Raw genomic sequence first — 14,319 nt, forward strand, 5'->3', positions numbered from 1 at the left:
GCTAAGCTTGCATGTTTCCGAAAATGCAACTTTGGCGGAATCTGCCATGCGAATGTTCCGCTGCCAAGACCTGATTGGACAGACCATGCGCGCCGCATCCCTCATTGCCCTCCTGCTTTCCGCCAGCATCGCGACACCGGCATCCGCCGACGAGCAGATACCGCCATGGGCCTTGTCTCTTGCCCTGTCGATCGCACCTTTCTATATGTCTTCCCAGGCCGCTGGAGACTTGTCCAAGTCGACGTCGGGCGACCCGGCCAAGAACAAGCAGTGGCAGGTCGCGGCAATGCGCACCGAGGGCGACAGGACGGCACTCGAACTGCGCAGTGAGGATGGGGCGACGCGGGTCGACACGATGGTGAGCAGCGCCATCGCACGCGCGCACGCTGTGAAGCTGCATGACACCCTGGAGATCGAAGCGATCGGCCAGACCGGCTTCGCAGTCAAGAAAGCGGGGGCCACCCTGGTCGTGATGGTGCGTCCCGACACCGGTCTGCTGCATTCGAAGGCCCGCACGTGATCCTGCGCCGCCTCGTGCTGGCAGCCGTTCTCGCCACCGCGGCGGAAATGGCGCTGGCGGGGCGGCAGTGCGTAAGCCAGGAGGTAGCGCCTGAGCTGTCGCGCCTGAGCATGCACATCGGCGATGCGACGCGCGCCGCGCTCGGCGCGATCGATGACGAGGTCGTACTCATCGCACGCGTCGGGCAGGATTTGTCGAAATACGGGCTGACCTATTCGCACATGGCGTTTGCGGTGCGCGAGCACCCGGATGGGGCCTGGTCGGTCGTGCACGAGCTGAATCGTTGCGGCACCGGCGAATCGGCGCTGTACGACGAAGGGCTGGTCAACTTTTTCGCCGATGCGCCATTTCGCTACCAGGCCGGCATCTGGCGCCTGGCGCCGCACGCGCAGCGCCGCCTGAAAACCGCTTTGCTTGGCACGCAGGCCAAGGACTACCATGAGCGGCACTACAGCGCGGTGGCCTATCCCTTCAGCGCGCGCTACCAGAATTCGAACGGCTGGGTGCTGGAGATGCTGGCCTTCGCGTTTGCCGAGGAAGGCGAGGTAACTGACCGGGCGGGTGCCCAGGCCTGGCTGAAAACGCACGCGTATGTGCCGAGCCAGGTCGAAGTCGGCACGCTGCTCCGGTTCGGTGCGCGCGTCATCAAGGCGAATATCGCTTTCGACGACCATCCATCCGCGTTGCGCCGGGAGGGACACATCCGGCTTGTCACGGTCGATTCCATCGTTACCTGGCTGCGTACGCTGCCGGATGCGTGCCAGGCGACGGGGTGTCCGGAGATGCGGGTGGTGTTGCCTGGGGCCCGGTAACGCTGCGCATCCGGTAATCGACCTCCTATATAGACAGCGTCACTCGTTCACATGCCGCAGGCGCGTACCGCTCACGGCGCTTATCGCCAGCACGACCGCGCCGGCGGCGACGAGGACCAGCGCGGTGCGCACGCTGGTGCGCTCGGCCAGCATGCCCGCTGTCATGGCGCCGAGCGGGGCGCTGGCCACCGTCAGCGAACGCATCGTCGCCACCATCCGGCCCAGCACGGCGTCGGGCGTGACACGCTGGCGCAAGGCGACGTAGGGCACGAAGAACAGCGTTGCGCCGCAATCGAGCAGGAAGACAACGATGCCGTAGGCGATCGCGGTCGCCGCGCCGCTGCCGAACAGGCCGGCCGGAATGGCGGGCATCAGGGCGAAGCCCAGGGTGCAGACGCACAGGCCGACCAGGATTGCGCGGCCGGTGCCATAGCGTGCCGATAGCGGCTTGACGAGGATCGAGCCGGCCAGGATGCCGAGGCCGCCCAGCATTTGCGCCGTTCCCATCACGCCCGGCGCCATGCCGAGCACGCGCGTGGCGAACAGGACGTGCAGCGCGAGGTAGCCATAGAACAGCAGGTGCCAGAAGCCCGCCGTCCAGGCGAGCGTGCGCAGCAGCCGGTGATTCCAGACAAAGACCAGGCCCTCGCGGATTTCGTGCATGGGATGGGTGTTGGTGGGCGGGGGCTGCGGCTCGCGGGCACGAATCCGGCGCAAATTCCCTAACGAGGCAATGAAAGCGCCGACCGTGCACAGCAGCGCGACCGGCGCGCCGAGCAGCTGCACCAGCACGCCCGCCATGCCCGGGCCGACCAGGCGCGCTGCCGATTCGGTGGCGGCGAGCTTTGAGTGGGCATCGACCAGTCCGTTGCGGCCGACGATAAAGGTGAGGAACACCTGTTCCGCACTGCCGCCGACGACCAGGCCGCTGCCGATCACGAAGCCGACCGCATACAGCCAATGGATGCTCAGCAGACCCAGCCACCAGGCTAGCGGCACACTCGCGAGGGCGGTGGCGACCATGATGTCGCTGCACATCATGATCGGCAGGCGCCGCCGGCGGTCGAGGAGCACGCCGGAAGGCAGCCCGAACAGCAGGAAGGGGAGCGATTCGAGTGCGGCGAGCGTGCCCATCTGGCTTGGCGTCGCATGCATCAGCAGGACGGCACAGATCGGCAGGGCCAGCAGGGTGATCTGGGACCCGAAATTCATCAGCGTGCTGCTGAGCCAGAGGCGACGGAAGTCGCTGTTTTGCAGCAGGCGGTCGCTGGCCAGGGCACTGAGGGCCTTGCGGAGGGAGACGATGATGAGCTCGCGTCGAAATTGCTGAAACAGCAATGATACCCGCCTTGTTCGCGGGAGGAGGCGCTACAATCGCAGGGTGTTCAATCTACTTGAAGGGTGCCCCATGGAATATAGTGACCTGCTGATCGAAAACCACGGCAAGGTGGTCGTCATTCGCCTGAACCGTCCGAAGGCGATGAATGCGCTGAACGACAACATGATGAACGAGCTCGGCCATGCGCTCTACCAGTACGATGCCGACCCGGCCGTCAACGTCATCGTCCTGACCGGCAGCGAAAAGGTTTTTGCAGCAGGCGCCGATATCGCCGCCATGGCCAACTACACCTATGCCGACACTTATCCAGGTAACTATATTGGCCGCAACTGGGAACATATCCTCAATGTGCGCAAACCCGTGATCGGCGTCGTCGCCGGTTATGCCCTGGGCGGCGGCTGCGAGCTGGCCATGATGTGCGACTTCCTGATTGCCTCCGACGCCGCCAAGTTCGGTCAGCCGGAAATCAAGGTCGGCGTCACCCCGGGTGCGGGTGGTACCCAGCGCCTGCCGCGTGCGATCGGCAAGTCGAAAGCCATGGACATGCTGTTGACGGCGCGCATGATCGACGCGGCCGAGGCCGAGCGCACCGGGCTGGTGTCGCGCGTCTTCCCAGCCGACAGCCTGATGGAAGAGGCGCTCAAGGTGGCCAATACCATCGCCGAGATGCCGGTGTCGGTGGCGATGGCGATCAAGGATTCCGTCAACCGTGCCTACGAGACCACCCTCACCGAGGGCGTGCGTTACGAGCGGCGCTTTTTCCACGCCGCATTCGGTACGCCGGCGCAAAAAGAGGGAATGGCGGCGTTCCTGGAGAAACGCAAAGCGAATTTCGAGGGGATGTAGATTCCCGTCGGCCAATCAGGCAGCCGAGTCTGCCTGGTAATATCTTGCTGGAAATTGCAGAAAAAAAAGTGCGCAACAAGGTCTTGCGCACCCTTCGCGAACTTTGTTATGATTCGCCTCCGCTTCGGGGCTCAGTGCAAAACGTTAACGAAATCAAGTAGTTAAGTATGCAACAGGCGAAGAAGAGGAAAAAAAGAAGTTGACGACGCAAACGAAACACTGCATAATCTCACTTCTCTGCTGCTGACGAACAAAACGATTCGCGACAAAGCAGCAAGGCAGTACCGCCCTCGGCGGGAGCCAAAGTTCTTTAACAATTAACAGTCGATAAGTGTGGGCGTTTGATGAGGGTGCCGGCTGACTAGTTCAGCTGATTACTTAAATTATCAAATGTTCACAAAAGTATTAACGTTGCTTAGCAATGAGCGATGGTCAGTATCTTGAGTGGGCGACTCCGCTAGTAATAGCGGATGACACGAAAGTGTCAACAAACAGAGATTGAACTGAAGAGTTTGATCCTGGCTCAGATTGAACGCTGGCGGCATGCTTTACACATGCAAGTCGAACGGCAGCACGGGCTTCGGCCTGGTGGCGAGTGGCGAACGGGTGAGTAATATATCGGAACGTACCCAAGAGTGGGGGATAACGTAGCGAAAGTTACGCTAATACCGCATACGATCCAAGGATGAAAGCAGGGGACCGCAAGGCCTTGTGCTCCTGGAGCGGCCGATATCTGATTAGCTAGTTGGTAGGGTAAAGGCCTACCAAGGCGACGATCAGTAGCTGGTCTGAGAGGACGACCAGCCACACTGGAACTGAGACACGGTCCAGACTCCTACGGGAGGCAGCAGTGGGGAATTTTGGACAATGGGCGCAAGCCTGATCCAGCAATGCCGCGTGAGTGAAGAAGGCCTTCGGGTTGTAAAGCTCTTTTGTCAGGGAAGAAACGGTAGAGGCTAATATCCTCTGCTAATGACGGTACCTGAAGAATAAGCACCGGCTAACTACGTGCCAGCAGCCGCGGTAATACGTAGGGTGCAAGCGTTAATCGGAATTACTGGGCGTAAAGCGTGCGCAGGCGGTTTTGTAAGTCTGTCGTGAAAGCCCCGGGCTCAACCTGGGAATTGCGATGGAGACTGCAAGGCTTGAATCTGGCAGAGGGGGGTAGAATTCCACGTGTAGCAGTGAAATGCGTAGAGATGTGGAGGAACACCGATGGCGAAGGCAGCCCCCTGGGTCAAGATTGACGCTCATGCACGAAAGCGTGGGGAGCAAACAGGATTAGATACCCTGGTAGTCCACGCCCTAAACGATGTCTACTAGTTGTCGGGTTTTAATTAACTTGGTAACGCAGCTAACGCGTGAAGTAGACCGCCTGGGGAGTACGGTCGCAAGATTAAAACTCAAAGGAATTGACGGGGACCCGCACAAGCGGTGGATGATGTGGATTAATTCGATGCAACGCGAAAAACCTTACCTACCCTTGACATGTCAGGAATCCTTGAGAGATCAGGGAGTGCCCGAAAGGGAACCTGAACACAGGTGCTGCATGGCTGTCGTCAGCTCGTGTCGTGAGATGTTGGGTTAAGTCCCGCAACGAGCGCAACCCTTGTCATTAGTTGCTACGCAAGAGCACTCTAATGAGACTGCCGGTGACAAACCGGAGGAAGGTGGGGATGACGTCAAGTCCTCATGGCCCTTATGGGTAGGGCTTCACACGTCATACAATGGTACATACAGAGGGCCGCCAACCCGCGAGGGGGAGCTAATCCCAGAAAGTGTATCGTAGTCCGGATCGCAGTCTGCAACTCGACTGCGTGAAGTTGGAATCGCTAGTAATCGCGGATCAGCATGCCGCGGTGAATACGTTCCCGGGTCTTGTACACACCGCCCGTCACACCATGGGAGCGGGTTTTACCAGAAGTAGGTAGCTTAACCGCAAGGGGGGCGCTTACCACGGTAGGATTCGTGACTGGGGTGAAGTCGTAACAAGGTAGCCGTATCGGAAGGTGCGGCTGGATCACCTCCTTTCTAGAGTAGCACCGGAGTCAGCCTCAAAACTGAACTCATCATCAAGCGTTCACACTTATCGACTGTCAATAAGAACTGTATTTAGCTGAAGCGGAAAGCTTGAGCTAAGTGTAGTTTTTGTTCTTTAACAATCTGGAAGAAGTAAAGTTTTTTTAAGCGTGCAAACGCATCAGCAATGATGGGTGAGCACACTTAGGGTAGTAGTAAAGTATCAACAAACATGCAACAAGCTGTACTCCTTGAACTATGACGCTCCCTGGTGCGAACCAGGGGCTAACGTTATAGGGACAAGCGAATAAGTGCACATGGTGGATGCCTTGGCGATTACAGGCGATGAAGGACGTAGTAGCTTGCGATAAGCTGCGGGGAGTGAGCAAACACACTTTGATCCGCAGATTTCCGAATGGGGAAACCCGGCCTTTTAGGTCATTGCATGCTGAATACATAGGTATGCAAAGCGAACGCGGCGAACTGAAACATCTAAGTAGCTGCAGGAAAAGAAATCAACCGAGATTCCCAAAGTAGTGGCGAGCGAAATGGGAAGAGCCTGTACGTGATAGTCGGACTGATAGTGGAAGCTTCTGGAAATAGGCGCCGTAGACGGTGATAGCCCCGTACACGAAATCAGACCGGTGGTACTAAGCGTACGACAAGTAGGGCGGGACACGAGAAATCCTGTCTGAACATGGGGGGACCATCCTCCAAGGCTAAATACTCGTAATCGACCGATAGTGAACCAGTACCGTGAGGGAAAGGCGAAAAGAACCCCGGGAGGGGAGTGAAATAGATCCTGAAACCGTGTGCATACAAACAGTCGGAGCGGACTTGTTCCGTGACGGCGTACCTTTTGTATAATGGGTCAGCGACTTACATTCAGTGGCGAGGTTAACCGAATAGGGGAGCCGTAGAGAAATCGAGTCCGAACAGGGCGACAGTCGCTGGGTGTAGACCCGAAACCAAGTGATCTACCCATGGCCAGGATGAAGGTGCGGTAACACGCCCTGGAGGTCCGAACCCACTAATGTTGAAAAATTAGGGGATGAGCTGTGGGTAGGGGTGAAAGGCTAAACAAACTTGGAAATAGCTGGTTCTCTCCGAAAACTATTTAGGTAGTGCCTCAAGTATCACCATCGGGGGTAGAGCACTGTTATGGCTAGGGGGTCATTGCGACTTACCAAACCATTGCAAACTCCGAATACCGATGAGTGCGAGCTTGGGAGACAGACGTCGGGTGCTAACGTCCGGCGTCAAGAGGGAAACAACCCAGACCGCCAGCTAAGGTCCCAAAGATTGGCTAAGTGGAAAACGAAGTGGGAAGGCTAAAACAGTCAGGATGTTGGCTTAGAAGCAGCCATCATTTAAAGAAAGCGTAATAGCTCACTGATCGAGTCGTCCTGCGCGGAAGATGTAACGGGGCTAAGCCAGTCACCGAAGCTGCGGATATCCTTTATTGGATATGGTAGGAGAGCGTTCTGTAAGCCTGCGAAGGTGTCTTGTAAAGGATGCTGGAGGTATCAGAAGTGCGAATGCTGACATGAGTAGCGATAATGCGGGTGAAAAGCCCGCACGCCGTAAGCCCAAGGTTTCCTGTTCAACGTTCATCGGAGCAGGGTGAGTCGGCCCCTAAGGCGAGGCAGAGATGCGTAGCTGATGGGAAGCAGGTTAATATTCCTGCACCGTCGTATGATGCGATGGGGGGACGGATCGCGGAAGGTTGTCTGACTGTTGGAATAGTCAGTTTCTGCTTCATAGAAGGCACTTAGGCAAATCCGGGTGCGTAATTCAAGGGAGTGGGACGAGCGGCCTTGTGCTGCGAAGCAATCGGAAGTGGTTCCAAGAAAAGCCTCTAAGCTTCAGTCATACGAGACCGTACCGCAAACCGACACAGGTGGGCGAGATGAGTATTCTAAGGCGCTTGAGAGAACTCGGGAGAAGGAACTCGGCAAATTGGTACCGTAACTTCGGGAAAAGGTACGCCCCGGTAGCTTGACCACTTTACTGTGGAAGGGCGAAAGGGTTGCAATAAACTGGTGGCTGCGACTGTTTAATAAAAACACAGCACTCTGCAAACACGAAAGTGGACGTATAGGGTGTGACGCCTGCCCGGTGCTGGAAGATTAAATGATGGGGTGCAAGCTCTTGATTGAAGTCCCAGTAAACGGCGGCCGTAACTATAACGGTCCTAAGGTAGCGAAATTCCTTGTCGGGTAAGTTCCGACCTGCACGAATGGCGTAACGATGGCCACACTGTCTCCTCCCGAGACTCAGCGAAGTTGAAATGTTTGTGATGATGCAATCTACCCGCGGCTAGACGGAAAGACCCCATGAACCTTTACTGTAGCTTTGCATTGGACTTTGAACCAATCTGTGTAGGATAGGTGGGAGGCTTTGAAGCGGGGACGCCAGTTCTCGTGGAGCCATCCTTGAAATACCACCCTGGTTTGTTTGAGGTTCTAACCTTGGTCCGTTATCCGGATCGGGGACAGTGCATGGTAGGCAGTTTGACTGGGGCGGTCTCCTCCTAAAGTGTAACGGAGGAGTTCGAAGGTACGCTAGGTACGGTCGGACATCGTGCTAATAGTGCAATGGCATAAGCGTGCTTAACTGCGAGACCGACAAGTCGAGCAGGTACGAAAGTAGGACATAGTGATCCGGTGGTTCTGTATGGAAGGGCCATCGCTCAACGGATAAAAGGTACTCTGGGGATAACAGGCTGATTCCTCCCAAGAGTTCATATCGACGGGGGAGTTTGGCACCTCGATGTCGGCTCATCACATCCTGGGGCTGTAGCCGGTCCCAAGGGTATGGCTGTTCGCCATTTAAAGTGGTACGTGAGCTGGGTTTAAAACGTCGTGAGACAGTTTGGTCCCTATCTGCCGTGGGCGTTGGAAATTTGAAGGGGGCTGCTCCTAGTACGAGAGGACCGGAGTGGACGAACCTCTGGTGTACCGGTTGTCACGCCAGTGGCATTGCCGGGTAGCTAAGTTCGGAAGAGATAACCGCTGAAAGCATCTAAGCGGGAAACTTGCCTTGAGATGAGATTTCCCGGAGCCTTGAGCTCCTTGAAGGGTCGTTCGAGACCAGGACGTTGATAGGCTGGGTGTGGAAGTGCAGTAATGCATTAAGCTAACCAGTACTAATTGCCCGTACGGCTTGTCCCTATAACCTTAGCAGGATGTAGATTCAAGAATACAGCGCTGTTTGTTGATACAGCTGCTACCACTTACTTCTTCCAGATTCAGAGCAGCGTTACCCACAAGGGAAACGATGCTCGTACAAGTCATGCCTGATGACCATAGCAAGTCGGTCCCACCCCTTCCCATCCCGAACAGGACCGTGAAACGACTTTGCGCCGATGATAGTGCTGCAACCAGTGTGAAAGTAGGTTATCGTCAGGCTAGTTATAAGAGAAAAACCCGCTGATTGCGATCAGCGGGTTTTTTTTCGTCTTGAAAACCCCGCCGGGTCAGGTCCGCACTGTGGAGCCTCACCTCCGCGGGGTTTTTGCGTTCGGGCGGCTGTTTTTGCGTAAGGTTCGCAACCCGTCCTCGCGGCCGCTGGTCTCGATACGCCAACGCGGAGGTAGTCTATGCATTGCTCCAGCAGCGGACTTGTGAACACGCGATCCACCCCTGCAAGCGCACGCGGAGACCGAGTCATCACTCATCCGTCGCTTCAACACAGGCTGGGCAGACACTTGTCACCGTCGCATCCCCCCCGATTATCAGGACCTCGGGTAAACAAGTGCCGCCCAGTTCTGGTATGTCTGTACCCAACTAAAAAAACAGCTGGCTTATGTACGACATTCCGATAACCCGGCGGTTCCATTCCCTCATCGATTTCTCTGCAAGCCTGCAGATCAAGGCGTGCGGCCTCGAGCCAGAACGTGCCGACGTGCATGAGTAGGCAGCACGAACCACAGTGCGATCAACAGTGCAAAGGTGCCAGCCCCCGACAAAAGGCTGAGCGGCAGCCATTCTGTGACCGCATGAACGACCGTGAACATGTCGAGGGCCAGGCCGCCGGCCAGGGGCAGGAGGGCGCCGCGGATCAGCCAGGCAGAGAGCCGGGCCATTCGCCGGTTGGCCTGGCCATGGCAGGTGCGGTAATACACCGCCGGGGTCATTACCATGGCAATCGCGGTCACCACCGTCGCCAGCCCGAGCACATGGCAAGCCTTGGCATAGTTCGCCAGTTCCGCGAACCGTTCGCTGAATACGGCGATCGTCTGGAAGCCGAATAATGCCTGGACACCAGGAAGGATGACCCGCGCTTCCTCGATGATATGACGCATTTCCGCGTCGCTGTCCTGTTCTACTGTCGCACTTTCCATAGGTGGACAGTACCTGCAAACAGGCGATTTCCGCGCACGGTTGAGCTAGATAGCGCCCACCAATGCGCCCGCGCTCGGCCCCCACACGGATCAGGCTGCCGGCGCGACAACCTGATCCCAACTCAGCGCAAAGCGCAGCAGGTATTTCTTGAGGCGGTCCGCATCGTTCGGCCTGGCTTTTGCCTCGCGTGAAACGCTGTAGAGCTTGCGTCCAGCATCGGACAGGCTTTTCGACTGGCGGCATATGGCGATCACGCTGGAGAGCTGCAGCGCATCGAACAGGTCGAGACCATCGGCCGCTTCCTGCCCGACCAGGTCCGCCAGCGCGACCGGCCCCTCGATCGCGCGCGCCGTGCGAGGACGCCATAGCCGCTGCAGGCGGGCGATTTCGTCGTCGGCAATGGCTTGCGTGACGCGCCCGGATTCGGCGAGGGTCGCCATGCGGGTGACCGACGCCCACAGGTCACGGAAATTCCCGCTCCAGGCAGCATCGGGCGACATCGCAAAGCGCATGTAACGCTCGCGCGCTTCGCGGTTCAGGCGCACCATCTGCCCGTTTTCCTCGCCGAACCGCGCGAGCAGATATTCCAGGTTCGGTTCGATGTCTTCCGCGCGCTCGCGCAGTCCCGGCAAGGCATAGGTCCACAAATTGATGCGCGCGTACAGGTCTTCGCGAAACCGTCCCGCCAGCACCTCCTGTGCCAGGTCGCGATTGGTGCCAGCAATGAGTAGGAAATCGCTGCGCACTTCGTTGTCGCTGCCGACCGGCAGGAAACGCTTCTCTTCGATGGCAGTGAGCAGCATCGCCTGCTCGTCCAGTCCCAGTTCTCCTATCTCGTCAAGGAACAACAGGCCCTTGTCGGCACTACGCAGCAGGCCGGGGCGATCGGCGGCGGCCCCGGTGAAGGCGCCTCGGGTGTGTCCGAACAGGGTGGAGGCGGCGCCGTCGCCATGCAGCGTTGCACAGTTCACTTCGACGAAACGGCCATCGATCTGGTGGCGCGCTTTTTTCAACTCGTACACCCGGCGTGCCAGGAAGGACTTGCCGGCACCGGTCGGTCCCATCAGCAGCATCGGCGCGCGCGAGCGGATGGCGACCCGCTCGATCTCGTCGATCATGGCATTGAAGCGCGGGTTGCGCGTGGCGATCCCCGACTTCAGGAAGGCGACGCCTTCGGCCTGTTCGCGCGAGTAGCGCTGGGCAATCTGGTCGTAACGCGACAAGTCCAGGTCGATCAGGGCATAGGTTCCAGGCGCTACTTGTCCCGCGCGCGGGGGTGAAGTCTGTACCAGGCGGCCCGGGAAGAAACGTGCCTCGGTCATCAGGAACATGCAGATCTGCGCAACGTGGGTGCCGGTCGTGATATGGATCCAGTAATCCTCGTTTTCCGGATCGAAGGGATAGCCTTTGGCGAAGTCGAACAGCGCGCCGTACACCTCCTCGAAATCCCAGGCGTCGCGTATTGCCAGCTGATGCGGTACTACCCGCGTCTCGGGCGATACCGAGCCGATATCAGCCGTGACCTGATCGATCAGGTTACCGATACGGCCGCTATAGAGCAGCTCGAAACGGTCGACCAGCACGTCTTCATGCTGGGTCAGCGCGACGGTCGGGCGCCAGCGCTCCCAGCGTTTTGGATCCTTGCCGCTATCGAGATTGGTGCCAACGAAGCCGAGTACCACCGTTTTCTTCATGCGTATCCGTATAAATTCTTATCTATCCGGATAATTTACCATTTGGAAACGAATTAGCAAAATAGTGTGTCGTTTACCTCTTTGCAGTAAAAACGCAGCAATAACAAGCACTTATATGAAGAGGGTGGGGCTCTGGCAAGGTGCTGGCACAGTGTTTGCAATAGAAGAGGTACAACACGAAAACGACAACCTGGGCGCAGTCCCTTCAATAAGACGAGAACGCAGAATGAAAAATCAAGACTACGATGTGATGGATGTTCCCGATGGCCGCCACCTGAAGATGTGGACCCGCGGCGTGCCGGTCGAAGAGGCGGCAAAGCAGCAGCTGACGAACACCGCGAAGATGCCCTTCGTGTACAAGCACATCGCCGTGATGCCCGATGTCCACCTCGGTAAAGGGTCGACCATCGGTTCCGTTGTGCCAACGCTGGGCGCGATCATTCCCGCGGCCGTGGGCGTGGATATCGGGTGCGGCATGATGGCGGCGAAGACCACCCTGACGGCGAACGATCTGCCGGACAGTTTGAACCCCTTGCGTACTGCAATCGAGCGCGCGATCCCGCACGGCATGTCGCCGAAGACCCGTGGATTCCGTGGCCGCGACCAGGGTTCATGGAACACGCCGCCGCAGGCCGTCGACGCTGCTTGGGCCCAATTGGCTGAAGAATTCGATACGATCTGCCTCAAAACGCCGCGGCTGCGCAATACGAATAACCATCGTCACCTGGGTACGCTCGGCGGAGGTAATCACTTCGTCGAAGTCTGCCTGGACGAGGTGGGGTTTGTCTGGTTCATGCTCCACTCGGGGTCGCGCGGCGTGGGTAACGCGATCGGCACCTATTTCATCGAATTGGCCAAACAGGACATGCGCCGCCATTTCATCAACCTGCCCGACGAGGACCTGGCGTATCTGGCGGAAGGCACGCAGCACTATGACGATTACGTCGACGCGGTAAGCTGGGCGCAGAAATTCGCGCGCACGAATCGCGAGGTCATGATGCGGAACCTGATCGCAGCCGTGCGCACGGTGATCACCAAGCCCTTCGAGACGCAAGTGGAAGCAGTGAACTGCCACCACAATTATGTGCAGAAGGAAGAGCACTTCGGGCGCGAGGTGCTAGTCACCCGCAAAGGCGCGGTGTCGGCACGTGCGGGCGAACTGGGCATCATTCCGGGCTCGATGGGCGCGAAGAGTTTTATCGTACGCGGCAAAGGGAATCCGGACAGTTTTAATAGCTGCAGCCATGGGGCCGGGCGTACCATGAGCCGCAACGAGGCGAAGCGCCGTTTTACGCTCGATGACCAGGTACGGGCGACGGAAGGTGTCGAATGTCGCAAGGATGCCGATGTCATCGACGAAATTCCGATGGCTTACAAGGATATCGACGCGGTGATGCATGCCCAGCGCGACCTGGTCGAGGTGGTGCATACGCTCAAGCAGGTGGTGTGCGTCAAAGGTTGACGTTCGCCCTATAACAATAAGAAATGGGATGTAAAAAATGATAGAACTCGATGGCGCCACCGGCGAAGGCGGCGGCCAGATACTGCGCACGGCCTTGACCCTGTCCATGATTACCGGGCAGCCTTTCCATATCGCGAATATCAGGGCGAACCGGCCCAAACCCGGATTGATGCGTCAGCACCTGGTGGCGGTCCAGGCGGCGGCCGAGGTAAGCGGCGCGACTGTCACCCATGCGCAGGTTGGCTCGACCGAGCTGACCTTTACGCCTGGGCGGATACGCGCGGGCGATTACCAGTTCGCGATCGGCACGGCCGGCAGCTGCACGCTGGTCTTGCAAACCCTGATGCTCGCCTTGCTGCATGCAGACGGTCCATCGACCATTCGCATCAGTGGCGGCACACATAACGCCATGGCGCCCCCGGTACAGTTCCTGCAGCTGGCTTACTGCCCATTGTTGGCATCCATGGGTGCGGAGGTAGAGATCGAACTTCTGCGTTACGGCTTTTATCCGGCCGGCGGAGGCAGTGTCGCAGCAAGCATCAAGCCATGCGCGAGACTAGGCCGGATTGAGCTGATGGCGCCAGGGCGCCTGGTGAGCGGGCAGGCGCAGGCATATTTTGCCGGCATTCCAGCAAGTGTCGGCACGCGAGAGCTGGACACGGTTGCAAAAATCCTGAAGTGGGAAGAGGCGCAGTTGCACATGCGCCAACTGCCGCGCGAGCAGGGGCCGGGCAACGCTTTGCTCATCACCGTCGAACATGAGGCGGTCACCGAAGTGTTTGCCGGCTTTGGCGCCAAAGGCGTCAGCGCCGAGACCGTGGCGCGCCATGCGGCATCCGAAGCGCGTGCCTACCTGGCCTCGGGCGCGGCCGTGGGCGAACACCTGGCCGACCAGTTGATGTTGCCGATGGCGTTGGCCGGAGGTGGCCGGTTCACGACATCCACCGTTTCCGGTCACGCCAGCACGAACGCGGCCGTGATCGAGCGTTTCCTTCCGGTGTCGGTATCGTTCGCAGCCGGGGAGCGGGGGTATACCTGTGCAATCGAAAGCACTTGCCAAGCCGGGTGAGCGTTTGCTATAGTTCGCCTCCGCTTCGGCGCTGATGCAAAACGTTAACGAAATCAACTAGTTAAGTATGCAACAGGCGACGAAGAGGAAAAAAGAAGTTGACGACGCAAACGAAACACTGCATAATCTCACTTCTCTGCTGCTGACGAACAAAACGATTCGCGACAAAGCAGCAAGGCAGTACCGAATAAAGTTCTTTAACAATTAACAGT

At 58.0% G+C, this 14,319-nt stretch carries 8 protein-coding genes and 3 rRNA genes; 8 read left to right on the forward strand and 3 right to left on the reverse strand.

Annotation, left to right across the window (positions count from 1 at the left end):
- Nucleotides 1-85 precede the first annotated feature (85 nt).
- Nucleotides 86-520, forward strand: coding sequence for a hypothetical protein (locus tag G4G31_RS07410; RefSeq protein ID WP_182990893.1), 435 nt, complete (start codon nt 86-88; stop codon nt 518-520).
- Complete coding sequence (locus G4G31_RS07415; RefSeq protein ID WP_182990894.1) at nt 517-1,332, forward strand: DUF2145 domain-containing protein; 816 nt, start codon at nt 517-519, stop codon at nt 1,330-1,332. The genes G4G31_RS07410 and G4G31_RS07415 overlap by 4 nt, the downstream gene beginning before the upstream one ends.
- Before the next feature lie 39 nt (nt 1,333-1,371).
- Here the strand turns inward: G4G31_RS07415 and G4G31_RS07420 are convergent, their stop codons facing one another.
- Entirely contained in the window at nt 1,372-2,670 is a 1,299-nt protein-coding gene (locus G4G31_RS07420) for an MFS transporter (RefSeq protein ID WP_229425435.1), read from the reverse strand.
- Nucleotides 2,671-2,740: 70 nt separating this feature from the next.
- Between G4G31_RS07420 and G4G31_RS07425 the strand changes: the two genes are divergently transcribed.
- From G4G31_RS07425 to rrf, 4 genes are all read left to right on the forward strand, one after another.
- Nucleotides 2,741-3,517 carry an enoyl-CoA hydratase gene (locus G4G31_RS07425; RefSeq protein ID WP_182990895.1) on the forward strand — a complete coding sequence of 259 codons (777 nt, stop codon included), beginning with the start codon at nt 2,741-2,743 and terminating at the stop codon, nt 3,515-3,517.
- A 500-nt stretch (nt 3,518-4,017) separates the two neighbouring features.
- Nucleotides 4,018-5,548: ribosomal RNA gene (locus G4G31_RS07430) — 16S ribosomal RNA — on the forward strand.
- 285 nt (nt 5,549-5,833) lie between these two features.
- Nucleotides 5,834-8,709: ribosomal RNA gene (locus G4G31_RS07435) — 23S ribosomal RNA — on the forward strand.
- Between the two features lie 124 nt (nt 8,710-8,833).
- A 5S ribosomal RNA gene (rrf, locus tag G4G31_RS07440) occupies nt 8,834-8,946 on the forward strand.
- Together the 16S, 23S and 5S rRNA genes form the textbook arrangement of a ribosomal RNA operon.
- A 461-nt stretch (nt 8,947-9,407) precedes the next feature.
- Here the strand turns inward: rrf and G4G31_RS07445 are convergent.
- Together G4G31_RS07445 and rtcR are read right to left on the reverse strand one after the other, a co-directional pair.
- The gene (locus tag G4G31_RS07445; protein ID WP_229425436.1) at nt 9,408-9,842 is read right to left on the reverse strand and encodes a DUF6328 family protein; all 435 of its coding nucleotides are present in this window, start codon (nt 9,840-9,842) and stop codon (nt 9,408-9,410) included.
- Between the two features lie 129 nt (nt 9,843-9,971).
- Complete coding sequence (rtcR, locus tag G4G31_RS07450) at nt 9,972-11,576, reverse strand: RNA repair transcriptional activator RtcR (protein ID WP_182990897.1); 1,605 nt, start codon at nt 11,574-11,576, stop codon at nt 9,972-9,974.
- Between the two features lie 226 nt (nt 11,577-11,802).
- Here rtcR and G4G31_RS07455 point away from each other — a divergent pair, with 226 nt between their 5' ends.
- Nucleotides 11,803-13,038 (forward strand): RtcB family protein, encoded by a 1,236-nt coding sequence (locus tag G4G31_RS07455; RefSeq protein WP_182990898.1) that lies wholly within the window; start codon nt 11,803-11,805, stop codon nt 13,036-13,038.
- Between the two features lie 37 nt (nt 13,039-13,075).
- Nucleotides 13,076-14,107: an RNA 3'-terminal phosphate cyclase gene (gene rtcA, locus G4G31_RS07460; RefSeq protein ID WP_182990899.1), complete on the forward strand. Its 1,032-nt coding sequence runs from the start codon at nt 13,076-13,078 to the stop codon at nt 14,105-14,107.
- Nucleotides 14,108-14,319 lie beyond the last annotated feature (212 nt).

It is taken from the genome of Massilia sp. Se16.2.3, assembly GCF_014171595.1.
GTDB lineage: Bacteria > Pseudomonadota > Gammaproteobacteria > Burkholderiales > Burkholderiaceae_D > Telluria.